This is a genomic window from Sphingobium sp. SCG-1 (genome assembly GCF_002953135.1).
Taxonomy (GTDB): domain Bacteria; phylum Pseudomonadota; class Alphaproteobacteria; order Sphingomonadales; family Sphingomonadaceae; genus Sphingobium.
Window position 1 is genome coordinate 2,874,776 of sequence record NZ_CP026372.1, and the last position, 24,740, is coordinate 2,899,515.

The 24,740-nt window shown below is 61.3% G+C and carries 22 protein-coding genes; 19 read left to right on the forward strand and 3 right to left on the reverse strand.

Annotated features, from left to right (window positions below):
- Positions 1–20: 20 nt before the first annotated feature.
- From C1T17_RS13100 to C1T17_RS13135, 8 genes are read left to right on the forward strand one after another with little or no spacing between them, the layout of a single operon-like run.
- On the forward strand, positions 21–737 hold the full coding sequence (locus C1T17_RS13100; RefSeq protein ID WP_104953818.1) for a response regulator transcription factor: 717 nt from the start codon (positions 21–23) through the stop codon (positions 735–737).
- The gene (locus C1T17_RS13105; protein WP_104953819.1) at positions 706–2,301 is read left to right on the forward strand and encodes an ATP-binding protein; all 1,596 of its coding nucleotides are present in this window, start codon (positions 706–708) and stop codon (positions 2,299–2,301) included. Before C1T17_RS13100 ends, C1T17_RS13105 begins: the two co-directional genes overlap by 32 nt.
- Positions 2,292–2,756 (forward strand): HPr kinase/phosphorylase, encoded by a 465-nt coding sequence (locus C1T17_RS13110; RefSeq protein WP_104953820.1) that lies wholly within the window; start codon positions 2,292–2,294, stop codon positions 2,754–2,756. Before C1T17_RS13105 ends, C1T17_RS13110 begins: the two co-directional genes overlap by 10 nt.
- Positions 2,734–3,690, forward strand: a complete 957-nt coding sequence (gene rapZ / locus C1T17_RS13115; protein WP_104953821.1) for an RNase adapter RapZ — start codon at positions 2,734–2,736, stop codon at positions 3,688–3,690. Before C1T17_RS13110 ends, rapZ begins: the two co-directional genes overlap by 23 nt.
- A gap of 3 nt (positions 3,691–3,693) precedes the next feature.
- The gene (locus tag C1T17_RS13120) at positions 3,694–4,098 is read left to right on the forward strand and encodes a PTS sugar transporter subunit IIA (protein WP_104953822.1); all 405 of its coding nucleotides are present in this window, start codon (positions 3,694–3,696) and stop codon (positions 4,096–4,098) included.
- Positions 4,095–4,367, forward strand: a complete 273-nt coding sequence (locus tag C1T17_RS13125) for an HPr family phosphocarrier protein (protein ID WP_104953823.1) — start codon at positions 4,095–4,097, stop codon at positions 4,365–4,367. Before C1T17_RS13120 ends, C1T17_RS13125 begins: the two co-directional genes overlap by 4 nt.
- A gap of 6 nt (positions 4,368–4,373) precedes the next feature.
- Entirely contained in the window at positions 4,374–5,174 is an 801-nt protein-coding gene (locus C1T17_RS13130; RefSeq protein WP_104953824.1) for a TrmH family RNA methyltransferase, read from the forward strand.
- 29 nt (positions 5,175–5,203) lie between these two features.
- Positions 5,204–6,448, forward strand: coding sequence for an MFS transporter (locus C1T17_RS13135; protein WP_104955216.1), 1,245 nt, complete (start codon positions 5,204–5,206; stop codon positions 6,446–6,448).
- Here C1T17_RS13135 and C1T17_RS13140 read toward each other — a convergent pair.
- A complete protein-coding gene (locus C1T17_RS13140; RefSeq protein ID WP_104953825.1) occupies positions 6,445–7,107 on the reverse strand; it encodes a L,D-transpeptidase family protein in 663 nt (220 codons plus the stop codon). The two genes, C1T17_RS13135 and C1T17_RS13140, sit on opposite strands and share 4 nt — an antisense overlap.
- A gap of 220 nt (positions 7,108–7,327) precedes the next feature.
- Here C1T17_RS13140 and C1T17_RS13145 point away from each other — a divergent pair, with 220 nt between their 5' ends.
- From C1T17_RS13145 to C1T17_RS13155, 3 genes are all read left to right on the forward strand, one after another.
- Positions 7,328–9,334, forward strand: a complete 2,007-nt coding sequence (locus tag C1T17_RS13145; RefSeq protein WP_104955217.1) for a TonB-dependent receptor — start codon at positions 7,328–7,330, stop codon at positions 9,332–9,334.
- Positions 9,335–9,356: 22 nt separating this feature from the next.
- Positions 9,357–11,306 (forward strand): acetate--CoA ligase, encoded by a 1,950-nt coding sequence (gene acs, locus C1T17_RS13150; protein WP_104953826.1) that lies wholly within the window; start codon positions 9,357–9,359, stop codon positions 11,304–11,306.
- 139 nt (positions 11,307–11,445) lie between these two features.
- Entirely contained in the window at positions 11,446–12,258 is an 813-nt protein-coding gene (locus C1T17_RS13155) for a ferredoxin--NADP reductase (protein ID WP_104953827.1), read from the forward strand.
- 9 nt (positions 12,259–12,267) lie between these two features.
- Here C1T17_RS13155 and C1T17_RS13160 read toward each other — a convergent pair whose 3' ends face one another.
- Together C1T17_RS13160 and C1T17_RS13165 are read right to left on the reverse strand one after the other, a co-directional pair.
- Positions 12,268–14,901, reverse strand: a complete 2,634-nt coding sequence (locus C1T17_RS13160) for an AMP-binding protein (protein ID WP_104953828.1) — start codon at positions 14,899–14,901, stop codon at positions 12,268–12,270.
- A 129-nt stretch (positions 14,902–15,030) separates the two neighbouring features.
- Positions 15,031–16,371, reverse strand: a complete 1,341-nt coding sequence (locus tag C1T17_RS13165; RefSeq protein ID WP_189338348.1) for a polysaccharide lyase 6 family protein — start codon at positions 16,369–16,371, stop codon at positions 15,031–15,033.
- Between the two features lie 562 nt (positions 16,372–16,933).
- On the opposite strand from C1T17_RS13165, the gene C1T17_RS13170 reads away from it, so the two are divergent.
- The 8 genes from C1T17_RS13170 (at position 16,934) to C1T17_RS13205 (ending at position 24,698) form a co-directional block, all read left to right on the forward strand.
- The gene (locus C1T17_RS13170) at positions 16,934–17,857 is read left to right on the forward strand and encodes a VOC family protein (protein ID WP_189338349.1); all 924 of its coding nucleotides are present in this window, start codon (positions 16,934–16,936) and stop codon (positions 17,855–17,857) included.
- A 97-nt stretch (positions 17,858–17,954) separates the two neighbouring features.
- Positions 17,955–20,201, forward strand: a complete 2,247-nt coding sequence (locus C1T17_RS13175) for a TonB-dependent receptor (RefSeq protein ID WP_104953831.1) — start codon at positions 17,955–17,957, stop codon at positions 20,199–20,201.
- 14 nt (positions 20,202–20,215) lie between these two features.
- Entirely contained in the window at positions 20,216–20,545 is a 330-nt protein-coding gene (locus C1T17_RS13180; RefSeq protein WP_104953832.1) for a putative quinol monooxygenase, read from the forward strand.
- 2 nt (positions 20,546–20,547) lie between these two features.
- Positions 20,548–22,173 carry an FAD-dependent monooxygenase gene (locus tag C1T17_RS13185; protein ID WP_189338350.1) on the forward strand — a complete coding sequence of 542 codons (1,626 nt, stop codon included), beginning with the start codon at positions 20,548–20,550 and terminating at the stop codon, positions 22,171–22,173.
- A complete protein-coding gene (locus C1T17_RS13190) occupies positions 22,163–22,660 on the forward strand; it encodes a luciferase family protein (RefSeq protein WP_104953834.1) in 498 nt (165 codons plus the stop codon). The genes C1T17_RS13185 and C1T17_RS13190 overlap by 11 nt, the downstream gene beginning before the upstream one ends.
- A 123-nt stretch (positions 22,661–22,783) precedes the next feature.
- Positions 22,784–23,005, forward strand: coding sequence for a hypothetical protein (locus C1T17_RS13195; RefSeq protein WP_104953835.1), 222 nt, complete (start codon positions 22,784–22,786; stop codon positions 23,003–23,005).
- 700 nt (positions 23,006–23,705) lie between these two features.
- The gene (locus C1T17_RS13200) at positions 23,706–23,900 is read left to right on the forward strand and encodes a hypothetical protein (RefSeq protein WP_104953836.1); all 195 of its coding nucleotides are present in this window, start codon (positions 23,706–23,708) and stop codon (positions 23,898–23,900) included.
- 6 nt (positions 23,901–23,906) lie between these two features.
- Positions 23,907–24,698, forward strand: coding sequence for a metallophosphoesterase (locus tag C1T17_RS13205; RefSeq protein ID WP_104953837.1), 792 nt, complete (start codon positions 23,907–23,909; stop codon positions 24,696–24,698).
- The last annotated feature ends 42 nt before the right edge of the window (positions 24,699–24,740 follow it).

Below are 24,740 nucleotides of genomic sequence, written 5' to 3' on the forward strand. Positions count from 1 at the left end.
CAGCAGCCGGAACGCAGTGAATGAGCGCGACCCAAGTCCCCACGATCGCCCTCGTAGACGATGATCGAAACATTTTAACGTCTGTTTCCATCGCCTTGCAGTCCGAAGGCTTCGTAACGCGAATCTATTCCGATTCCGAAGTTGCACTGAAAGCACTGATCGAGAATCCCGCCGATCTTGCCGTGTTCGACATCAAGATGCCCAAGATGGACGGAATAGAATTGCTGCGCCGCCTGCGCGAAAAAAACGCGATGCCCGTGATCTTCCTAACCAGCAAGAGCGACGAACTGGACGAGGCGCTGGGCCTGGCGATGGGGGCGGACGATTATATCTCAAAGCCTTTCTCGCAACGGCTGTTGATCGCGCGCATCCGTTCGATCCTGCGGCGGGCGGAGCTTGCCCGGCCCGCGACCGAGCATAGCGAACCGGCAGCCGAGCCGATCGTGCGCGGGCGGCTGGAGATGGACCCGGCGCGGCATCGCGTGAAGTGGAAGGGGCAGGACGTGACGCTGACCGTCACCGAATTCCTGATCCTGGAGGCGCTGGCGGCGCGGCCCGGTGTCGTCAAGAACCGCAACCAGTTGATGGACACCGCTTATCAGGACGACGTCTATGTCGATGATCGCACCATCGACAGCCACATCAAGCGCCTGCGTCGTAAATTCCGCGAGGCAGACCCCGACTTCAATGCGATCGATACGCTCTATGGCGCCGGATACCGATTCTCGGAAGAGTGAGGAAGGCGATATGGCGCTCCGCTGGTCGGGGCGACTGTCGCTTACCCGCCGGATTCTGGCGGTCAATATTTTTGCGCTCGCGCTGCTGGCGGGCGGGTTCTTCTATCTCGACAGCTACCGCGCGCGGGTGGTGGATGCGCGGCTGGAACGGTCGCTGCGCGAACTTCAGTTGCTGGGGATCGCGCTGGAAAGCACGCCGGACGCTCAGCATAATGCGCTGATCGCCGCTTTTGCGCGCAAGAGCAATGCGCGCATCCGGCAATATCGGCCTGATGGACGGCTGCTGACGGACAGCTTCACGCTTGGGCCACCTACCTATGAATTGCGCGATCCGGCCAGCGAGGAATGGCAGCGGCATGTCGCGCGCTTCATGGACCGGGTGGTGGATCGCATCGTGTCGGCCGACCCGACGCCCGCCTTTGCCGAACCGCGCGTGGATCGCGCACAGGCGTGGCCCGAAATCGTGTCGGCGAAACGGACGGGCCAAGGCCAGGTCATGAACCGCTATGCACCGGACCGAACGCCGGTCGTGTCTTCGGCGATCGCGATGCGCAATGGCGAGACGATGCTGGCGACGGAGAATGCGCGCGATATCACGCGCACCGTTCGGGCGGAGCGGCTGCGGCTGGGTTTCGTGCTGGCGGCCGCGTTGATTGGATCGACGCTGCTCTCGCTGTTCCTTGCGCGCACCATCGTGTTGCCGCTGCGGCGGCTTGCAGGTGCGGCTGTGCGGGTGCGCTTGGGGCGGGCACGCGAAGTGATCGTGCCGCGCCTGCCCGACCGCCGCGATGAGATCGGGATGCTGGCGCGCGCTGTGTCGGACATGAGCCAGGCGCTTCGGCAGCGGATCGACGCGACCGATGCATTCGCGGCGGATGTCAGCCATGAATTGAAGAACCCGATCGCGTCGCTGCGTTCCGCCCTCGACGGCTTGGGAACGGTCGATAAGCCGGAGTTTCGCGAACAATTGCTGGCCATCGCCAAGGACGATGTGCGGCGGCTGGACCGGCTCGTGACCGATATTGCCGAAGCGTCCCGTGTGGATGCGCAATTGTCTCGCACGCGGTTCGAGCCGATCGACTTGGGCAAGCTGATCGAAGATCTGGTCGTGGCGCGGGAGACGCGCGGGATCGAGCGGGATGTGCACATCGCCTTTGCCCGCCCGCGCAAGGATGTGGCGGTGGTGCTGGGCGAAAAGCAGCGGCTGGCGCTGGTGCTGGAAAACCTGCTCGACAATGCGATCTCCTTCTCGCCCAATGGCGGGCTGGTGCAGATCGTCGCGACCGTGGCGGACAGCGAAGTCCTTGTCGCCGTCGAGGATGAAGGCCCCGGCGTGCCGCTGGCCGAGCGCGAGACCGTGTTCCGCCGCTTCCACAGCGTCCGTCCCGAAGGCGAACAGTTCGGCAAGCATAGCGGCCTGGGCCTCGCCATCGCCCGCAGCATATTGGAAGGCCATCAGGGCCGCATCAGCATCGGCGATCGCGATGATGCGCAGCAAGGGGCAAGCTTCATCGTGCGACTGCCGATGGCGCAGTCCGCCGATCCGGGCATGACATCGGAGTGACCGGCGAGAGCCAAACTCTTCATGCTACGTCCGTGGCGATCGAAGGGCGCGCAGTGTTGCTGATGGGGCTCAGCGGGAGCGGCAAGTCCGATTTGGCATTGCGGCTGATCGATCGGGGCGGCAAGTTGGTCAGCGATGACTATACGGTGCTGACGCGCCTTGGCGAGACGCTGATGGCGAGTGCGCCGGATCGGATCGCGGGCAAGATCGAAGTGCGCGGAGTCGGCATCGTCGAAATGGAGCTGGTTGCAGCGGCTCCGGTGGCGGTGATACTTAATTTAGGCGCGGAGGTGGAACGCTACCCCGGCGTCATGCAAGTGACTGAAATCGCAGGCATTGCCATCCCCACCCTGCCCCTCTCGCCATGGGAAGCAAGTGCGCCGATCAAAGTCGCGCTTGCCTTGAGGGCGTTCGGACTGGCAACAGACGGGGATGGCGTCGCCGCAGCATCCTAAACATATTCTGCTCGTGTCCGGTCTTTCGGGCGCGGGGAAGACGACAGCGCTCAAGACGCTGGAGGACATGGGCTGGGAGGTGGTGGACAACCTGCCGCTGCTGCTTCTCGATCGCCTGCTTCAGACGCCCCTCCCCGCGGGCCATGCGGAAGAAGATCGCCCGCTTGCCATCGGCATCGATGCGCGCACGCGCGGGTTCGACGCCAACGGCATCGTCCAGCGGATCAAGGCGCTGCGCGAGAAATACAACCACGATATCGAGACGCTGTTTCTCGATTGTAGCGGCGCGGAGCTGGAGCGGCGTTTTTCCGAAACGCGGCGGCGGCATCCGCTGGCGCAGGACCGGGTGGCGGCGGACGGCATCGCGCGCGAGCGGGAACTGCTGGAGCCGTTGCGACGCTGGTCGACCAATGTGCTCGACACGACGAGCTTCAACAGCAACAGCCTGCAACAGGAAATCCGCAACCGCTATAGCCGAGAAAAGCTGTCCGATCCGGTCCTGACGATCCTGTCCTTCGGGTTTTCGCGTGGATTGCCGCGCAATGCCGACCTGGTGTTCGACATGCGCTTCCTGCGCAACCCGCATTGGGATGAGAAGTTGCGCCCGCGCACTGGGCAAGACCCGGAAGTCGCGGCCTATATCGCCGAAGATTGCACCTATGAGACGGCGGTGTCGCAGATCGAGACGCTGTTGATAACGCTGCTCCCTCGTTACGCGGAGGAGGGAAAAGCTTATGTTACAGTGGCTTTTGGATGTACCGGAGGGAGACACCGCTCGGTTCATGTCGCCGAACGTGTCGCCACAGCCTTGCGTCAGGCAGGATTTTCGCCCACGGTCTCGCACCGCAACATGGAATCGGCACCCCAGGACGCTCTGGAGAAGCGCCGGGCCGGAGGGCCGGACCCAAGCAATGACGCAAATAGGCTGCATTAACTTATGATCGGACTGGTTCTGGTAACGCATGGTCGGCTGGCGGCGGAATTCGTCGTGGCCATGGAGCATGTGGTGGGTCCACAGCAGGCGATCGAGACGATCTGCATCGGCCCTGAAGACGATATGGAGTTGCGCCGCGCGGATATCTCTGCGGCGGTGGAGCGCGTGAACGACGGCAGCGGCGTGATCCTGCTGACTGATCTGTTCGGCGGTACACCATCGAACCTTGCGATCTCGCTGCTGAAGGCGGGGGAGATCGAAGTGATTGCGGGCATCAACCTGCCGATGCTTATTCGCCTCGAAAGCGCACGCAAGGCGATGGACGTGCGCAAGGCCGTCGCGGCGGCGCGCGAGGCCGGACAGAAATATATCAGCGTCGCCTCCGAATTGCTGGGCAGCGCCTCATGAGCGACATTCGGCAGGAAGTGAAGATCACCAACCGGCGCGGGCTTCACGCGCGGGCGAGCGCCAAGTTCGTCACCGTCGCCAGCGGACTGCCTGCGCAGATCACCGTCGCGAAGGACGGCTCCGAAGTCACCGGAACGTCGATCATGGGCCTGATGATGCTCGGCGCGGCGATGGGCGACAGCATCGTCATCAGCGCAGCGGGCGACGATGCCGAAGCATCGCTGGACAAGCTCGTCAGCCTCGTCGAGGACAAGTTCGGCGAAGAGTGACCTTGCGTGGCGCGTGAAATCACAGGATTTTCCAATCCGCTGGTGAAGCGGGTGCGGTCGCTGCGGGAGAAGAAGTTCCGCAAGGCCGAGGGGCTGTTTCTGGCCGAAGGCTTGCGCATACTGACCGAGGCGCGGGAGGCGGGGGTTTTGCCCGAGATGCTGTTCCATGCCGGGTCCGAGCATCCGCTCGCGCGGGACTTGATCGCGGCGATGGAAGATGCCGGCAGTGACGTGATTGAGACTTCGCCCGATATTCTTTCGAAGATCAGCGGGAAGGACAATCCGCAGGCCGTCGTCGGCGTATATCAGGATCGACTGACCCCGCTTGCGCAGATCGACCGGCGCAGCGCGGACATATGGATCGTGGCGCAATCGCTGCGCGATCCGGGCAATCTGGGTACGATTTTGCGGACGGGGGATGCCGTGGGCGCGGGCGGGCTGATCCTTGTCGATGATTGCGTCGATCCCTTTTCCGTAGAGGCCGTGCGCGCGAGCATGGGCGCGCTGTTCACGCAGAAGATCGCGACCGCGCGGTGGGACGAGTTTCTCGACTGGCTGCGGCAGGGCGATGGTCAGTTGGTGGGCACCAGCCTCAATACGGCCAACGATTATCAGGACGTTGCCTATGACGCGCCGGTGTTCCTGCTGGTGGGAAACGAGGCGCAGGGCTTGCCGGATACCTATGAGGCGGCGTGCGACCTGCTGGTAAAAATCCCGATGCTGGGGAAGGCGGACAGTTTGAACGTGGCCGTGGCGACGGCGGTGATGGCGTATGAAGTGCTGAACCAGAAGCGGGCGCGCGCGTGAGCGGCGGTGGGTCAGACGGCATTGGCGCGATGCTGCGCCATAAGCGAGTGCTCGGCGCGAGCCTGATCGGCACGGCGGTCGAGTTCTACGACTTCTATATCTACGCGACGGCGGCGAGCCTGGTGTTCGGGCCGCTCTTCTTTCCGGCGACGTCGCCGTCCGCGCAGTTGCTGGCGGCGTACGCAAGCTTCGCCCTGGCGTTCATCGCGCGGCCGATGGGCGCGGCGGTGTTCGGCCATTATGGCGACCGCATCGGGCGCAAGTCGACGCTGGTCTATTCGCTGATGTTGATGGGCGGATCGACGCTGCTGATCGCGTTCCTGCCGACCTACCAGTCGATTGGCTGGGTCGCGCCGTTGCTGCTGTGCATCCTGCGTTTCGGGCAGGGCTTCGGCCTTGGCGGGGAATGGGGCGGGGCGGCGTTGCTGGCGGTGGAGAATGCGCCGCCGGGATGGCGCGCTCGCTTCGGCATGTTCCCGCAACTGGGCGCGCCGGTCGGCTTCATCGCGGCGAACGGGCTGTTCCTGTTGCTCGGCGCGTTCTTGAGCGATGCGCAGTTCCTGGCGTGGGGATGGCGATTGCCGTTTCTTGCGAGTTCGATCCTCGTGATCCTGGGCCTTTGGGTAAGGCTGAAGTTGACGGAGACGCCGGAGTTTTCCGCCGCGATGGAGGAAGCGCCGCCCCCTGCCCTGCCGCTTGCCGACTTGCTGCGCGGGCATTTGCGCGCCGCGCTGGCGGGGACGTTCGCGGTGGTGGCGTGCTTCGCGATCTTCTACATCGCGACGGCCTTTGCTCTGGGATACGGCACCGCAACGCTGAAGATCGGGCGCGAGACGTTCCTCGGGCTGCAACTCGGCGCGATCCTGTTCATGGCAGTCGGTATCATCCTTGCCGGATGGTGGGCGGACAAGAGCAGCCCGCGCCGCGTGCTGGTGATCGGATGCCTTGGCACCATCCCGATGGGCCTGATCTTCGGCACGGCGATGGGCAGCGGATCGTTGCTTGCGATCTTCCTGATCCTGGCGCTGGCTCTGTTCCTTATGGGGTTCGTCTATGGGCCGCTGGGCGCGTTTCTTCCCGCGCTGTTCCCGACGCAGTTACGCTACACCGGCGCGTCGTTCGGCTTCAATCTGGGCGGGATCATCGGGGGAGCGTTGGCTCCGATCGTCGCGCAATATCTGGTGGCGGCGCGCGGGATCGAGCTAGTCGGACTGTATATGTCGGCGGCGGCGGCGCTTAGCCTGATCGGACTGTGGCGGCCGCGTTCGGCCTAGGCCTTCGATGCCGCGCCGCTTACGTCCATCATCTTGCCGTCGGTGATGATAACCTTGTCGCCCAGCTTCGCCTGTCCGAACAGCAGCTTGGCGAAGGCGGTCGGCACACCGATGCAACCATGCGTGGCATTGCCATATTGCACGTTGCTGCCGTGAATCGCGACGCCATCGGCGGTCAGGCGCAGCATGTAGGGCATCGGCGCGTCATAAGTGCTGGAATAGTGGTCGGCGTCCTTCTGCGTGATCGGGAAGGTGCCAAGGGGCGACTGCTTGTCGGTCGCGCCATAGATGATGACCGCCGCGCCGATCTCATAGCCGTCGCGAAAAACGGAGAGCGTCTGCGCCTTCAGGTCGACGGTGATGACGACGGGTCCGGCGGGAACGCCCGCGTCGTCCCACACATAGTCGCCATGGCGGAAGGGTCCGTCGATCTGAAGCACGCGCTTGACGGCGAAGGGACTGTCCACGGCTTTGGCAACGGGCATGGTTTTGGGGGCCGTCGCGGGCGTCGCTGCTTTGCCGATTACAGGCTCCGGCTCACGGGCGAAGCGGCTCGGCATGCTGGTTACCTGAATGGCGGTCGCCACCAGGCCCATGCCGAGGCCAGCGCGGATGAGGTCGCGCGCCGTCAAAGCCTTGATCTTGTCGAATATTTTCATGCGCAACCGTTCTCCAGAGCGTTTGCTTAGCCAATCCTGCCGGGAAGACCAGACGGCGATTCCGGCTGTACCGCAGCGGGACGGTGACCGGGGGGAGCATTAACGGGTGCACAAAAGCGATGCGTCACCGCGATGCCCCTTGACCCGAGCGGCGCAGTAACAAAAGGAGGCGGGGAGAAGGTCGGTGCCGGCCGACACAGCTTCGCCACAAGGACCATCGATGCGCCGCACTGCCCTGATTGCCATTGTCACTTTCCTGCCTGCGCCGGTCCTGGCCCAGGACGAAGCGCCGCCGCCTATCATCGTGACCGGTCGGGGATTGCCATTGCCGCCAGGGACGCCCGCTTATGGTTCCGTCATCATTCCGCGGGAGCGGCTGACGTCCGTCGCTTCGGGGCGGCTGGAGAGCGTGCTTGCCGATGTGGCGGGGTTCCAGCAGTTCCGGCGGTCCGACAGTCGATCGGCCAACCCCTCGGCACAGGGTGCGACACTGCGCGCGCTCGGCGGCAATGCATCGAGCCGAACGCTGGTGCTGCTCGACGGGGTTCCGATGGCAGACCCGTTCTTCGGCTATATTCCTTTCAGCGCCATCGTACCCGAACGGCTGGCGGGCGTCCGAGTGACGCGCGGCGGCGGCCTGGGCGCGTTCGGCGCTGGTGCCGTGGCGGGCACGATCGAGCTGGAAAGCGCGCTGCGGGCCGACCTGCCTACAGTGAGCGCCAATGCCGCCTATGGCAGTCGCGATTCGACCGAGCTATCGGGGACGGTGACGCCGGATCTGGGGCAAGGTTATGTGTCGATTTCGGGGCGTTGGGACCGCGGCGACGGCTTCTACACCAGCCCCAAAAGCCAGCGCACGATCGCCGATGTTCCGGCGCGCTATGATGGCTGGTCCACCAACATCCGCGCTGTTGCGCCGGTTAGTGATACCGTCGAGATTCAAGCGCGGGCGTTGATCTTCAATGACGATCGCACGCTGCGCTTCCGGGGTGCCGACAGCCATAGCGAAGGGCAGGATGCGAGCATCCGCCTGATCGCGCGCGGCGAATGGCAAGTCGATGCACTGGCCTATGTGCAGGCCCGCAATTTCAGCAATATCGTGATCAGCTCGACAAGTTTCAAAAAGACGCTCGACCAACGCAACACGCCCTCGACCGGGATCGGCGGGAAGATCGAAGTGCGGCCGCCGCTTGGCGCGGATCATGTCATGCGGCTCGGCGTCGACACCCGGATTGCGAGCGGCGACATGTTCGAGGACGCGTATAATGCGACCAGCGGCGCGGTGACCGCGCGGCGGCACGCCTTCGGGCGGCAGAGCACGACCGGGCTGTTCCTGGAGGATGACTGGACGCCCGCAGCGCTGGCGAGCAAGCTGGTGCTGACCGGCGGCGTGCGGGCGGACCGCTGGACGATCACGGATGGGCAGTTCGAAATCCGCAATGCGGGTGGCGCACTGACATCGGATACGCTTTACCCTGATCGTGATGGGTGGAAGTTCAGCGGGCGCGCGGGTGCGCTGTTCCGGGCGAGCGATGCGATCGCTCTGCGTGCCGCGGGATATACCGGGTTTCGCCTGCCGACATTGAATGAACTTTACCGTCCGTTTGCAGTGTTCCCTGTGACGACACAGGCCAACGCGGCGCTCGGGCTGGAGAAGCTGAAGGGTGTCGAGATCGGCGCGGACCTGACGCCGCTCGCCGGTGTAACGCTGGGGGCGACGGCCTTTTACAACCGGCTAGGCAACGCGGTCGCCAATGTCACCTTGGGAACCAACCTGCGTCAGCGGCAGAATGTCGATGCGATTGTAGCCAAGGGGATCGAGCTAACTGCCAGCGTGCGGAGCGGCCGATGGTCTCTGCTCGGCTCCTATGCCTATAGCCATGCGACCGTGAAGGCGCCCGGCAAAGCCTTTGACGGCCTGGTGCCTGCGCAAAGTCCCCGTCATGCGGCGAGTGCGAAGGTGGCGTGGGAACCTGTCGAACGGGCTTCCCTTTCCACGACTGTCCGCTACGTGTCGCGCCAGTATGAGGACGATCTGCAGACAGATGTGCTGCCGGGCGCGATCACGGTGGACGCATTCGCGCAATTGCCTATCGGGGCGCATGCCGCCATCGTAGGCCGTGCGGAAAATATCTTCGACAAGGCGGTCGTCACGCGTAATGTGGGCGGATCGATCGACCTCGGCACACCCCGGACCCTCTGGATCGGCGTGCGCTTCGAAGGATAAACTAAAAGAGGGATGAGCCTGAATGACTGAAGACCTGTTTCCGGTGCCTTCTGAGTGGGCGCAGCACGCCCTGCGCAATGCGGACAGCCGTGCCGCCGAGCATGCGCAGTCGCTGGCGGACCCGGAGGGCTATTGGCTGGAACAGGCGAAGCGGCTGGAATGGATCACCCCGCCGACGATCGCGGACGAGAGCAGCTTTGCAGAAGGCGATTTCGGCGTGCGCTGGTTTGGCGACGGGGTTCTGAACCTCTCGGTCAATTGCATCGACCGGCATCTGGCGGAGCGCGGCGACCAGACGGCGATCCTGTGGGAGTCCGACGATCCCGCCGAGGAACCGCGCCGCTACAGCTATCGCGAATTGCATAGCGAGGTGTGCCGCTTCGCCAATGTGCTGAAAGGCGCGGGCGCAAAGAAGGGCGACCGGATCACGGTCTATATGCCAATGATCCCGGAGGCGGCGTTCGCGCTGCTCGCCTGTGCGCGGATCGGGGCGATCCATAGCGTCGTGTTCGGCGGATTCTCGCCAGAGGCACTCGCGGGGCGCATTGCGGATTGCGATTCCAACATCGTCATCACTGCCGACGAAGGACGGCGCGGTGGCAAAGCGATTGCGCTGAAAGCCAATGTCGACAAGGCGCTGGAGATCGCGCCATCCGTGGACAAGGTGATCGTCGTCAGGGCGACTGGCGGTGACATCGCCATGCAGTCCGGGCGAGACATCTGGTATCACGAAGCCGCCGCCGGTGCTTCGGCCGACTGCGCGCCGGAGCCGATGAGCGCGGAAGATCCTCTGTTCATCCTCTACACCTCTGGATCGACTGGCAAGCCCAAGGGCGTGCTGCACACGACCGGCGGCTATCTGCTGTGGGTCAGCCTGACGCACGAGCTGTGTTTCGATTATCGACCCGGCGACATCTACTGGTGCGCCGCCGACATCGGCTGGGTCACGGGGCATAGCTATATCGTCTACGGGCCGCTCGCCAATGGTGCGACTACGCTGATGTACGAAGGGCTGCCGAACTGGCCGACCCCCAGCCGCATTTGGGAAGTGATCGACCGGCATAAGGTGCAGACCGTATTCACCGCGCCGACCGTGCTACGCGCGCTCATGAAGGAAGGCGACGGGTTCGTCACCGCGACCAGCCGCCAATCGCTCCGACTGCTCGGCACCGTGGGCGAACCGATCAACCCGGAGGCCTGGCGCTGGTATCACAGCGTCGTCGGCGAAGGGCGCTGCCCGATCATCGACACCTGGTGGCAGACCGAGACGGGCGGCGCGATGATTGCGCCGATGCCCGGCGCCACCGACCTGAAACCAGGGTCGGCCACCCTCCCCCTGCCTGGCGTCGAACCGCAGATCGTCAACGCGGACGGCAAGGTTCTGGAGGGCGCGGCGGAGGGCAACCTGCTGATCGCGCGATCATGGCCGGGGCAGATGCGCACGGTGTGGGGCGATCACGAGCGGTTCTTCCAGACGTACTTCACCACCTATCCCGGCAAATATACGACCGGTGACGGCGCGCGACGCGACGAAGACGGCTATTACTGGATCACGGGACGCGTGGACGACGTCATCAACGTCTCCGGCCATCGGATGGGCACCGCTGAAGTGGAAAGCGCGCTGGTGCTGCATCCCAAGGTTGCCGAAGCGGCGGTCGTGGGGATGCCGCATGACGTCAAGGGTCAGGGCATCTACGCCTATGTGACGCTGAACGCGGGCGAGGAACCGTCCGACGATCTGCGCAAAGATCTGGTGAAGTGGGTCCGCACCGAAATCGGCCCCATCGCCACGCCGGACGCCATCCAGTTTGCGCCGGGCCTGCCCAAGACGCGGTCGGGCAAGATCATGCGCCGCATCCTGCGCAAGATCGCGGAAGGCGAAGTATCGGCGCAGGCATTGGGCGACACGTCGACGCTGGCCGAGCCTGCTGTGGTAGAGAACCTCGTCGAGAATCGGGTGACGCTGCAATAAGAGCGAAATAGTCCGATTATTGGCCCGAGTAGAATCCGTTTGGTCCGCGCGGGTTGCGGTGGGGTGCCTCATTCGGTAGGGCACCTGCGCGCGGCCATGAGAACGCTGCTTTTCTACGCAGACCAGGAAATTCAGATCGATGAGTGACGGCACCGAAATGCTCCCCCGTTTGGAACCCACGTCCAGCCTTACCGTGGAAACGGTGCTGAGCGTGCGGCACTGGAATGAGCATCTGTTCAGCTTCACTTGCACACGGCCGCCAAGCTTCCGCTTCCGGTCCGGCGAGTTCGTGATGCTTGGTTTGCCCGGCGAGAAGAAGCCATTGCTGCGCGCCTATTCGGTCGCAAGTCCCTCTTATGCCGAGGAACTGGAGTTCCTATCGATCAAGGTGCAGGACGGCCCGCTGACGTCGGAGCTGCAGAAGATCCAACCGGGCGACCAGATGTATCTGGGCCGCAAGCCTACCGGCACGCTGGTTGCCGACGCACTGATCCCGGGGAGCCGCCTGTTCCTGCTGTCCACCGGCACTGGTCTTGCGCCGTTCCTCAGCATCATTCGCGACCCGGAAATCTATGATCGGTTCGAACAGATCGTGGTGGTGCACAGCGTCCGCCGGGTCAGCGACTTGGCATTTCACGAAGAGCTGGAATCGAAGTTGGCGGGCGATCCGTTGGTGGAAGAGGAAGCCAAGGCGCAGCTGCATTACCTGCCGACCGTCACGCGCGAACCGTTCCACACCAGCGGTCGCATTGATGCGCTGATCGCCAACGGCAAGCTGTTCGAAGGCGTAGGCGGGCCGCACAAGTTCGTGCCCGAAACCGACCGCATCATGATGTGCGGCAGCATGGACATGATCCGTGACCTCGCCGCGCTGTTCGAGCGCGAAGGGTTCACCGAAGGGTCGAATGCGCAGCCCGGCCAGTATGTGATCGAGCGCGCCTTCGTCGGCTAACGAGAACGTTCAGGGCGCGGCCATTTCCTCGCCCGGCTGATGAAGAGACGTGGCGAGTGGTAGCGGCGCATGGGCGCGCTGCCGCCGCGACCATATGTCTCGCGTCACCTGCTCCGTCCAATCGATCAAAGCGTGCAGGAGCAGTCCCGCCGCCACGGACAAAGGCACTGTCAGCAGCAATGCGCCGATCAATCGGGCCGGTATCCCTAACATCTCCCCCCGGCCGAACAGCGTCAGGAGTGGCATGAACACCGCAGGGTGGACAAGATAGATATACAAGCTGGAATGCGCGATCCGCGCGGTCAACCAAGCGGCCATCCGGCTCCCGAACTCCACCCGTCTGATCCACAGCAGCAGCATCGCGACACCCGTCGTCACGATCATTCCGGACTGAAATCGATGCGCGGGTTGAAGCACCAGCACCGTCAGCGCCACGATCGACAGCAACAACTTGCGCTGACGGGTGGTGCCGAAGTTCAGTATCCACCCCAGCGCAAAGACGTAATACAGATAAAAGGATGATCGCAGTTCGGCCGCCCGAACATGTCCCGTCGGTGCTACGAGCAGATGCAGGGCAAGTGCGACAACGAGCACGATCAACGGCAGCATGATATTGCGCTCCCGCTCCAGCCGCGCGACGAAGGGCACCGCGACCAACAGGCAACTGAAAAGGATCAGCCAGATATAGGTCTCGATGAACCAGTACAGCCCGATGACCGTCGCGCCATCGTCATAGCCACGCGTAAAGGTCGAGTAGAGGAAGATGTTGGGCCAGAACACGTCCCGCTTGGCGATAAAGTACAGCACCATGATACCGATATAGAGCGGCACGATACGGCGCAGCGACCGGCACGCTGGAACGAGGGGCCCGAGTGTCATGACGGCCGGCGCTTGCAGGCGACCGAAATTGAACCCAGCGATCATTAGCAAGCCGATGGCCGCGCCTTCCAGCGCGATATCGGCCCCATGGTGCAGCACGACCAGCAGAATGCACACGGCGCGCGCCAGGATATCCGATGGGACGCCGGGGCGAGGGACGGGAATGCTTTTCCCCGTTGCAGAGACCAGTTTGTCCAACTCAGCCATACTCATGCGTTCCCAGCCGGGGGGCGCCTGACCCAGCCGATCCTCGATCAATATCGAAGCCGAGACGATATTGAGTGAATCTCCGCCAGCCTCGATGAAACTCCTGTTCGGACCGATCGCGGGAATACGGAGCAATTCGGCGAGCGCCACCGCCAGGGGCTTTCCCGTTTCGAAGGGCAAGATTTCGGCAGTTCGTAATTGCAGGATGCGCGGATAGTCGACCTTGCCCGATGCAAGACGGGGCAGTTCGGCCATGCCGACCACGGCTATCTTGTCTTGAGGAATCACTAATTTGGCGGCGAGATCGTTTCCCAGTGTCGCGTCGGGCGCCCCTATGGTTGCCAGTACGATCCCGCGGTCATCCCCTGCCACGGCCGAGCCCGGGGAGCGCGCCCCGCACCATTGCTCTACATCGTCCAGGTCGATGCGTAGCCCGAAGAGTTTGACGAAGCGGCTGAGCCGCCCGACAATCGTGAAAAAGCCGTCCTTATCGACGGTCGCGAGGTCGCCAGTGCGCAGGCTCTCAACATCCTTACCCCGCGAGAGATCATCCCGGCCATGGGCATAGCCCATCATCACGTTGGGACCGCGATAGACGAGTTCGCCTGGTACTCCGGGCGCGGTGATGCGCCGACCATCCTCGTCCTCCAACGCCAATTCGCCGCCCGGAATGGCTCTGCCAATTGAATAGGGATGAGTTATCGCCGCTTCGGGAGGCAGATAGGCGATGCGGGGCGACGCTTCAGTCTGGCCGTACATGACGAAGAAGCGGATATTGCGGTCGGCAAGCGCACACGCGAATTTAGCAACCTTGTCGGGAGCCAGCTTTCCGCCCGCGGCAGTGACATACCGCAGCCCCGCAGGTGGATTGGCAAGAAAGTTGGTTCGTTCCAGTAGTTCGAAGCTGTGCGGAACACCTGCAAAACTGGTGCCGCCCTGCCCCTCGAAACGAGTCCAAAGGTCCGGGTCGATTACGGACCTGTCATCCAGCAAAAGGCTCGCCCCTGTCATCAGGTGCGAATGCACCACAGACATGCCGTAGGAATAGAAAAATGGCAGCGTGGTCAGCGCGCGATCGCTGGGGGTGATCTCCAGATACTCAGCGATGGCATGAGCGTTCGAAATCAGATTTTCGTGTGACAGCCGGATCAGCTTCGGCGTGCCCGACGAGCCTGACGACGACAGCAGGACTGCAAGGTCCGAGTTTATTTCATTGGGCAGGCCGTCAGAGAGGTGCTCCCATATATGGCCACCCTGCCGCACAATATAGTTCGGACGGAAGGTCGAATGGATGCGCTCGTCCTGCGCATTGCCGCCCTTCAGCAGCAGAACGGCATGGTTCGCCCGCAGGGCTCCGACATACGCTATGAGCGCATTCGCCGTATTGCTTGCCTCGATCGCGACCAGTTGTTTGCTGCTTCCTAGCGGCAACGCCAACTCGTCCGCTCGTTGCGCCAATTCGGCATAGCTGATCCGGTCGCCAAGTTCATCGACGATCGCGACCGAAGCGCCAAAGCGCTCAATCCCGGCGAACATCCGCCCCTTCGCGTACCGCATAACCAGCCCCCTTTTCACCGAGCATCCTGCGGAGGGGGAAAATCGCTATCTACAACATGCGCTAAGACGTGCAGCGATTGCTATGAACGCATTCTGGAAATGGGCGAGCCATCAGGCTCAAGCACGATATCAAGGATTTCGATACCAATTCACTCCCACCGCATCGCGTGAAACGGGGTCAAGGTCGCGGGGCGCTCCAACGTTCCCTTCCGGGTAGAAAAGGCCATTTGCCGCCCGATTGAGCACTTCGGACTTCACCGCGATGGTCTCTGGCGGTCGATCGGAAAGGCCAGTAGGCGGCACCTCCGCCACATTGGCCAAAAATGCGATACCGCTGGCGTCTGAGACCACGGCGAAGGGGCTTGCCCCGCCCGTCCCCGTAACCAGATTTCGTTCGAACCGCGTTCGCACCGGGGCGGCTGCTAGTTTCGATCCTGCACCGGTGCCGATTGACACTTCGGCTGCCTCGATCACACTGTTGCCCTCAATCAGGGTGTCCGTCACCTGCGCATATCCGTTCAGTGGGCCGCTGACGGAGCCGTTCATGATCGACAGCGCGGCATAGTGGCCGGTGCCCGTCACGCCCTCTATATAGTTGTTTCGCACCGTCTGACGGGCATTGATGATCCTGATCCCGCCGGTTCCCGGTTTGCCTTTTCCCAGAATGACGTTGCGCTCGACCAGATTGCCATCGCCATGGCGCAACACGATCGAGCCCTGCGACGCGATTACCAGATTGCCCCTGACGATGTTGCCGCCGGATTTGATCGAGATGATCTCAGCCTCGCCATCGCATTCCTCGAAGTAGTTATCTTCGATGATCGTCCCGGAGATGCCCTTGGAAAGATCGCTAGTACCAACGCGGATGGTCTCTCCCCCATTCTTGCCCAACGGCGGCCGGGGACCGAAATAATTATGATCGATCCGATGGCGATCCGCCTGCGGTTGCGGATCATCGCGAATGACGGCGACGGTTACGCCCCGGCTGCGTTTGCCCAAAATGTGTGAATGGTCCAGCCGATTGTCATGCCCATAAAAAGCAATCCAGTTCTCCCCCTCTTCCGGATTCGGCTGGCTAAAATTATCGATAACGATCTCAGTGAGGCGGGAGTTGGACGCGAACACGCCCTGCTTCTCGCGGAAGGAGATCAGGTCCGCATCAGCACTATACCCATTGCGAAAGACGAGGCCGGAAACAACCAGATACTCTCCGGCGAGGCGCAAATTGGATCGCCCCGTAATCACGACGGCTCCCTTCGTCTGCGCCTGCAACGTCACCGGCTTCTCTCGCGTCCCCCGCGCCTCGAACATGATCTCGAAATTTTTCCACTCGCCGTTCGCCAGCGTCACGACATCTCCAGGGGCAAGCGTGGTAGCGACACGCCGGTACTCCGCAATGTCGTGCACCAGATACTCGCGCGAGGCACCAGGACTGGCGCAAGCAGCCAGGCTTATTAGTGCGAGCAACATCTTCGGGGCCCCCGGTTTCGTCTGCTGGACCGAGTAAATGATTTGCGCAAATTTGCTTTTTCTCATCATGACGCGATAACAGGAAGAATTCGAATCTACCAGAGTTCAAACCACCCGTTCCAATACGACTATCAGCGTTCTGCTGCTTTAGCTCCCGTCTGCGCCATCGGCAAAATGGTGCAGGGCACGCAGACCCAGAGTGGCAGCTAAAAATGCTTGGGTTCAGACCACCTCCATCAGGATGCCTGCTCCCGTGAGCCTCCTGTGCCGAGAGAGAAGAATGCTCTTTACACTCCTATCTTACATGCTAGTATGGCAACAAGGAGAAGGTAATGGCGTTTCTTTGGCCAGAGATTGCAGACCGCGTTCGCCTCGGCTTTGTCGAGGAGATGAAGAGCATCCTATTTAGAACATGGAAATCGGCATATGCGACGTACTGACGGACGAAAGCTTGTCGCACCAAGGTTCCTTGGCAATCTGGACCAACCACACTCCGTCGCTGCTGACCACAGCATGACCGAATGACAAATATCGCCTCCTCAAATATTTGGGAGTGGAAGAAGTGATCCATTCATTACGACATCTCGCACTCACCGTGCCGGATCTGACGGAAGGTGCGGAGTTCTATCAGGCGTTCGGCCTCAACATGGCCGACCGGGGCGGAGCATTAGGCTTTCGATGCGATGGCCGCGATCATGACGAAGTGATATTGGTGGAAACCGGACGCGACCGAAGGTTCCATTATGCTTCGTTCGGTGCCGATGAGGCCAGCCTTCCCATCATTGCCCAGCGATTGCAGGACCGGGGCATTGCGCGTCTCGATCCGCCCAGTGCGGACGCGCCTGACGGATTGTGGTTCAACGATGCCGACGGCAATCTTGTCAATGTGACCGTCGCGGCAAAGGCGAGCCACGCAGCGGAGCCAGTTCCGAGGGTCAATCGGCCCGGCGTCATAGAGCGCAGCGGCGAGCGCGGCTGTCCAAGCCGGGACATAGCGGCGCGGCCGCGCCGCATGGGTCACATAATCTTGTTCACGCCGGATGTGACCCGCCTACAGCGTTTCTATTGCGACGTGCTGGGGATGCGGCTGAGCGATACGATCGTCGATGAATATGCTGCGTTCATGCGCTTGCCCGTCGACAGCGATCATCATGTGCTCGGTCTGCTTAAATCCCCCGGCCCCGGTTTTCATCATGTCAGTTTTGAAATGGCATCAATCGACGAAGCCGCCCTGGGTGCGCAGCGATTATTTGGGAAAGGCTTCCGCCACGCCTGGGGGCCTGGGCGTCATGGCGTAGGATCGAACTACTTCCATTATTTCCGCGACCCGTGGAATGGCTTGGCCGAATATTACTCCGATATGGATTATGTGTCCGCCGGATGTGACTGGCCGGTAACGGAATGGACCAAAAAAGACGGCATGTTTCTGTGGTCGGCAGATGGTGTTCCGCCTCCGGATTTCGGGCGGAACTACGAGCTGAGTTGAGGCTTCCGCGCCGGCCTTTTGACCCAAACGGCGCTTTCCACCGCTAATCAACATACGCCCACACCGTCGAGCGGTGGGTGATGGGGAGGATATCGCCATGACAAGATCGAATGCCATCACCCTAGGAGCCATTGCAATTGCCACAGCGTCAGCCTGGCCCATGAAAGTCCACGCGCAGGATTCGTCCGCGGTCAATACGGACGGTGGCGAACAGGGTATCAGGGACATCGTCGTCACCGCCAGCCGGACGGGTGAGACGAGCGCGCAAAGCACACCCATTGCCATGAGTGTATTTTCTGCTGACAAGCTCGACGGCTCTCTGGTTCTCAACGTCAAGGATCTGGTAGCGGTCGTCCCCGGCCTCAATGTCGCGCAAGTCACGGCGAGCGCAGTGATCTACATGCGGGGCATCGGATCATCGAACGTCTTCGGCGGGTCGGACCCCAGCGTGACTACTCAGCTTGACGGTGTCTATATCGCGCGTGCGTTCGGACAATTTCAGGATTTTGTCGACATCGAGCGGCTGGAGGTCCTGCGGGGGCCGCAAGGAACGCTATACGGGCGTAATGCCATCGGCGGCACCATCAACATCATTTCGAAAAAGCCTGATGACAGTTTTACCGGCAAGGCGCAGGTAACGGTCGGCAGCCAAGACGCCTTTACTGCACAGGGGTTCGTCTCCGGACCATTGATTGGAGACACTGTACAGGCAAGTCTCGCAGCCAGCTACGTTCGCCATGACGATTATTTCAACAACCTCGTCGCCGGGCAACCCGGTACGAGCAATGCCAATCGGGGGGGCGTGCGCGGCCAGATCCGTGTCCTTCCGGCATCAGGCATAGAGCTTATCACGCGAGCAGACTGGAGTAAGGGCAACGAGCGATTCGATAGCTACGATCATCTGCTTGTCCCATTCCGGCCGAGCGGCATCAATGCAGCGCCGCTCGCAAACAGCATCGTCGGTGACTTCCACACAGTCGCTATTAGTTCGCCGCAGTTCAATCGCACCGAATTCTGGGGGATTAGCCAGGAAGCGAGTTTCGAGTTGTCGGAGGAACTCGCGCTGAAGTCACTCACCGCGTATCGGCATAGCAGCTATGACTTGCAGGTCGATAGTGACGGGACGGATCTGCGTGCCGCTGAGGCAGGCCAAGCCGAAACGTCGCGCCAATTCAGCCAAGAGTTTAACCTGACGCTCAACAGCGAAAGGCTATCGGGCGTTCTTGGCCTTTTCTATTTCCACGACAAGACCAGCACTGATCTGTTCGCGAACAATTATGCCAGCCCGGTGCTGCCGCCTGCCGCCGCGTTCCGCATCGCTACCACGCCGGACAGTTTGACGCGATCTCTTGCCGCCTTTGCCCAAGGGACATTCAAGCTGACGCCTGACCTCGGCATCACGGCGGGTATCCGCTATACGCACGACCGGAAGCGGATTGAGCAGAACTTCAATCGCGTTTCACTGGCGACCGGGCAGTCAACTCCGGGCTTTCCGTTCGTCTATGATTTGCAGCGCAATTTCGATGCAGTGACGCCCAAGTTCGGCATCGACTGGCAAGTCACTCCCCAGATACTGCTGTATGGATCGGCAACCCGCGGTTTTAAATCGGGTGGAACGAGCATCTTCGCTAACACGCCAGCGGACCTTTCGTTCGAGCCTGAGACGATATGGGCCTATGAAGGTGGCATGAAGAGCGATCTGCTGGGGCGGCGGCTGCGCATCAATGTCAGCTTGTTTCACTACGATTATAAAGACCTCCAGGTTCAATCGCTCGTTGCGCCCGGCGTAGTTGCGATCCGTAATGCCGCTAACGCGCGGGTTACTGGCGCAGAGTTCGAAGTGACCGCCCGGCCCGTAAATGCACTGACCTTGACGGCGAATTACGCGCTGCTCGATACTGAATATAGGTCGTTTCCCACATCAAGCGTACCGAACCAGTTAGTCCCGTTTTTAACAGGCGACACTCGGTTCAACGCTGCGACCCGCACCTATAATGCAGCCGGAAATAGACTGAACGCGGCTCCCCGACATCAGTTGTCCGGATCGGCCCAGTTTAATTTCGACCTGGTTGGCGGCAAGGCCTTCCTGCGGGGCGAATATTATTATCAAAGCCGCGTTTTCTACGATCCGTCCAACGCCGCAGTCTTTGCGCAACGCGGATATGATCTGATTAATGGCTCGGTGGGCTGGACCAGTGCCGACCGTGATTGGAGCCTGCAGTTGATCGGCAAAAATCTGAACGACAAACAATATCTGATAACCATTGCGGCTAATGGGTTAGTGCCTGCAGGATTGGCAGGAGCCCCACGCACATTCGCGCTGCAACTGACTAAGAGCTGGTGACAAGGAGCGAGACGATGACGATGCTGGCAATCTGGGCGACGATGCAGGCGCGGCCGGGACGCGAGACTGAGGCGCGAAGCTTCCTGGAGGAGGCGCATCGGCGGATCGCGCGGGATGAACCGGGAACCACAAGCTTCCATGCGCTGGACCTCGGCAATGGCAGCTTCGCAATCTTCAACACCTTCGTCGATGAGGAGGCAGTCATGGCGCATGTCAACGGTCCGATCGCGGCATGGGTGCAGGCGACGAACCCCGACCTTTTCGTCGAACCTTATGCGATTACCCGCGCCAAATTGTTCGCGCACAAACCCCATACCACTCCTACCGCAGTCTCGGAGGATTGACGGTGGAGAATGCTTCGAACGACTGTGATGTCCTGGTGGTTGGTGCCGGCCCCACCGGGTTGATGGCGGCAAACCTGCTGAAGCGCGCCGGGGTGAATGTGCGGCTTGTCGAGCAGCGGGGCGAGGCGACCCGAGAGTCGCGTGCTTTCGCCGTTCAGGCGCGCACGCTGGAATTGATGGACAGCATCGGCCTGGCCCGAAACTTCCTTGCACAGGGAGTTCGTGCGGACTCGGTCAACATCCATGTGAAAGGTCGCTTCCGCGGCGGACTCGATTTCGCGCGGGCGAATGCAGGCGACACGCCTTACCCTTTCATCCTGATGATCCCCCAGTCACGTCTGGAAGCCATTTTGTCCGACGATTGTAGCGCATTAGGTGTAAGCATAGAACGACAGACGACCGTGACGGCAGTCGAGCAAGACGGGCAAGGAGTGACCACGCACGCCGATGGCGCCGATGGGCCATTCAGAATTCGCAGCGCCTATGTAATCGGGGCGGATGGATCACGCAGCATAGTGCGGCAGGCGACGGGTCTGGGCTGGGACGGAGACATGCTTCCGCAGCGCTTCCTGCTTGCCGACTGCAAAGTTCACTGGCCCCTCGATCACGAAAGTTTCCGCGTGTTCCTTAACGGCTCACGCATCGGTCTTTTCCTGCCGCTTGACGGTGCGAAAGTGTCGCGAGTCATGGCGACGGACGTTAGTGGTTCGTTCGGCGACGAGGACGGCAGCAAACCCGCTCCGCTGGACCTGGCGGAGATGGAAGAAGGATTGTCTAAAGCAATCGCCCTCCCCGTCAGGCTGAGCGATCCCGTTTGGGTGACGCGATACCGCGCGCACCATCGCTTCACTGACTGCTATCGGGCTAACCGTGCATTCATCGCCGGTGACGCCGCCCATATCCATTCGCCGGCCGGTGGCCAGGGCATGAACACGGGCTTGCAAGACGCGGCGAACCTTGCGTGGAAGCTTGCGGCGGTTCTTCGCGCGGGGGCAAAGGACGGGCTGCTCGACAGCTATGACCAAGAACGTCGTCCAGTCGGAGAAAACGTGATTAAGTCGACCGGTCGTTTGTTTGCTGCCGCTGCCGGACAGACCGGCGCAAAAGCCGCCGTCCGCGACCAGATCATCAGCACGGTCCTGCCGCTGCTAACGCGCGTGTCGCCCTTCCAGAAAAGGGCGTTTTTCAATACGTCACAACGCGCGATCGCATATCCGCTCGGCGCGTATGTGAGCGGCACCGCCAGCAAATTAGCGCCACCTGGCGCACGGGCTCCGGACGCGCCTGTGCATGCTGTAGGGTCTGTATTCGCGCTGCTGCGCGGTTACCGCTTCACGATCCTCGTTTTTTCGCGCGAGAAGTTGAACGAGGCAGATACCGCCAGCATTACCGCCGCACAAACCCGGCTCATGGCACGCGGGTTGGCGATAGGGATCATCGCAGGGGCACAGCCGGACGAAGACGTCGTTTTTCAGCGCTATGGTGTGGGGCAGAATCCGGGACAGGCAGTCGTCCTTGTGCGGCCCGACGGCTACATTGCCTGGCGCGGTGAAAGTCTCTCGCTGGATTTGTGCGAGAGCCACGCCGCGATGATAATGCCGAGAAGAGGTATTAGCGATGCATCTTGAACTCCCACCGCGCGCCGGTCCTCGCCCCGCGACGTTGCCCCGCGCACCACACAGCCAGCTAAACCAGCTCGTGCCTCCCGCCGCGCGGCGAACGCTGAGCAGCGCGCTGCTGACATCGCTTGCAGATTTGGCGCATGTGAGCCTGGGCCAAAGTATGCGCGCGCCGCCGGGGACGGTGGGCCTCTATCTCGACCCGGAGCATGCCTGCGAAAACGCGCAAGCGTTCCTGATTGGTCATGAATTTGCGCATATTCATTTCGATGATGATGGCAGCTTGCACGCTATATTGCCCGAGCCTTTGCGCAGCGAAGCCATCGACAAAGGCTGGGCCGAACCCCATCCGCTTGCCGGGCAACCGACTGTTTCGCCGGACACCGTGATGCTGTACGCCCCCCGCGACAATGATGAAGTCGTTTTGATCGCTAAGCTTGTTCGCCAATCTTTCCTGAACGCGATGAAGAACGCCGAAGAGAGATCACCCACGTAGCGAACGGGGCTTAGGCAGGCTGACCACTAACTTATGTTTAAGCCGAGATGGTGGAGCATCCTCATCGTTGCTGCTAGCCCGCACCCAAGGCGCAAAAAGCGCTGCGGAGAGGGTGCCATATTTATGACCCAGCCATCGGCGGGCAGGATTTTCCACGAAGCGTTACGCGCCTGCCTGTCGGAGGGGCGGGCTCCTCATGCGCAGGAAGTCGAACACATCGCCAGAAAGATCTGGAGCGATGCATTCGCTCGAAAGGCGGGAACTGATTGGGAGGATGTTCCCGAACAGTCCGACTGCCGCCTTTATGTGGTCCGCGCGGCCAGAATGGCGCTGGGCGTGCTATGATAATCATGCGCGGGGCCAAAGATGACATACTTGAGGCAGCGGTCTTGAAAGGATCGATATGGAAGGTCGAGCGGCTCCCGATCCTGTGAGGCATTGATTTCGTGATTGCTCCGGAGCGACCACGCGCATGATGCGAGTTGCCGGGCATAGTGGCATGGCCGACATGCAGTCCTGCGTTGCCGCCGATCTGACAGCGATCCTTGCAAAAGCGCATGGGCTTCCAAATCAGCATCTCCATCGCGAAGCACCGCCCGACAAGGTACTATCCCTGCTATCCGAAGCACCGGACAGAGCAGCGAGACGACAGTCCTTCATTCTTGCCGCTTTAGTTTTGGCGACAGCCATCGGCGGCGCAGGCGCTTGGCTGATATGGCATAAGCCCCCTGCCCCTCCCGCTTCGGCAGTGACGGTGCAACGTTCGCTGCCTCAGACACCAACAGCGACCATCATTCCCGCAGCGTCGCCTCCGAGAGAACATGTCGAAGCTCAGACCGACGTTCCGCCCGCAAAAGCTGAGGGTGACACACGTCGGCACGTTCCGAAACGTAAAGCAGCAAAGAGCGTCGCAAGGAAAGGGCAAGAGCAGGCGGCTCATGATCGTCCGCAACCGAGATCGGCAAACCGGACAAGTGAGGTCAACGGCAAGGTCGATTGCATACAGCCCCGCCCTGAAGATAGATCGTGGTGCTTGAGGCCTGCCATGCTCGATGCCGACAAACGTTTGCGCCGCGCCTATCTTGCCGCTCTTGCTGGCGGCGCCGGTTCGCAAGTGATTTCCCGCTATCAGAGACGATGGATCAAAGTGCGTCGGGAGGCGGATGACGCGCCGGAATATGTCATAGATGAATATAATGCTTTAGCAAAAGAGCTAGAAAGCCTGTCTGCGGAGAGGTGAACGGGAATGACCCTGGCTGAGCTATATGAAGACGATCAGGGCGAACACGCGGAGAATCTGCATCGCAATTCGGCATCAGTCGCGGGTGAACTCGTCTACTGCATAGGTGACATCCATGGATGCTACGATCTCCTGAAGCTGCTCCTTGGCAAGATCGTCGGGGATTTAGCGCACCGATCCCCTGCGCAACGACCTATATTGATATTCTGCGGCAACTATGTCGACAAAGGCCCGGCCTCTTCAAAGGTGCTGGAAACGGTCTGTTGGTTAAAGCGGTACGCACCATTCGAAACGCATCTGCTGATGGGCGATCATGAGCGGGCGATGCTGAACTATATCGAAGACCCGCAGAGCGCTTCTGACTGGCTGGAGCAAGGCGGCAGCAACACCCTCGACTCCTATGGGGTTCCGCACTCCGTGGCTATGGCAAGCGTGTTGGATCAGGTGCGCGCGCGCGACGATCTCCTGCATCGTATGCCTGCATCGCATTTAGCGGCGTTAAAGAACCTTGAGCAGATCATCGGCATCGGCGACTACGCCTTTGTTCACGCGGGTGTGAGACCCCAAGTCCGGCTGGACAGGCAGAGCCTCGACGATCTGACAGGGATCGGAAGTGAATTTCTCGACTGGACGGGACGTTTCGACAAGATCATCGTCCACGGACACGCATGGAAAGACGATCAGGTACAATTCGCCAGACATCGGATCGGCGTTGATACGGGCGCATATGAAACCGGCGTATTGAGCGCAGTACGTATAGAAGATGAGGCCGTGGAGATTATTCAGGCCAGAATCTGATTACCCTCCTTTCCCAGCCTGTGCGCAGCAGAATGGGGCTGG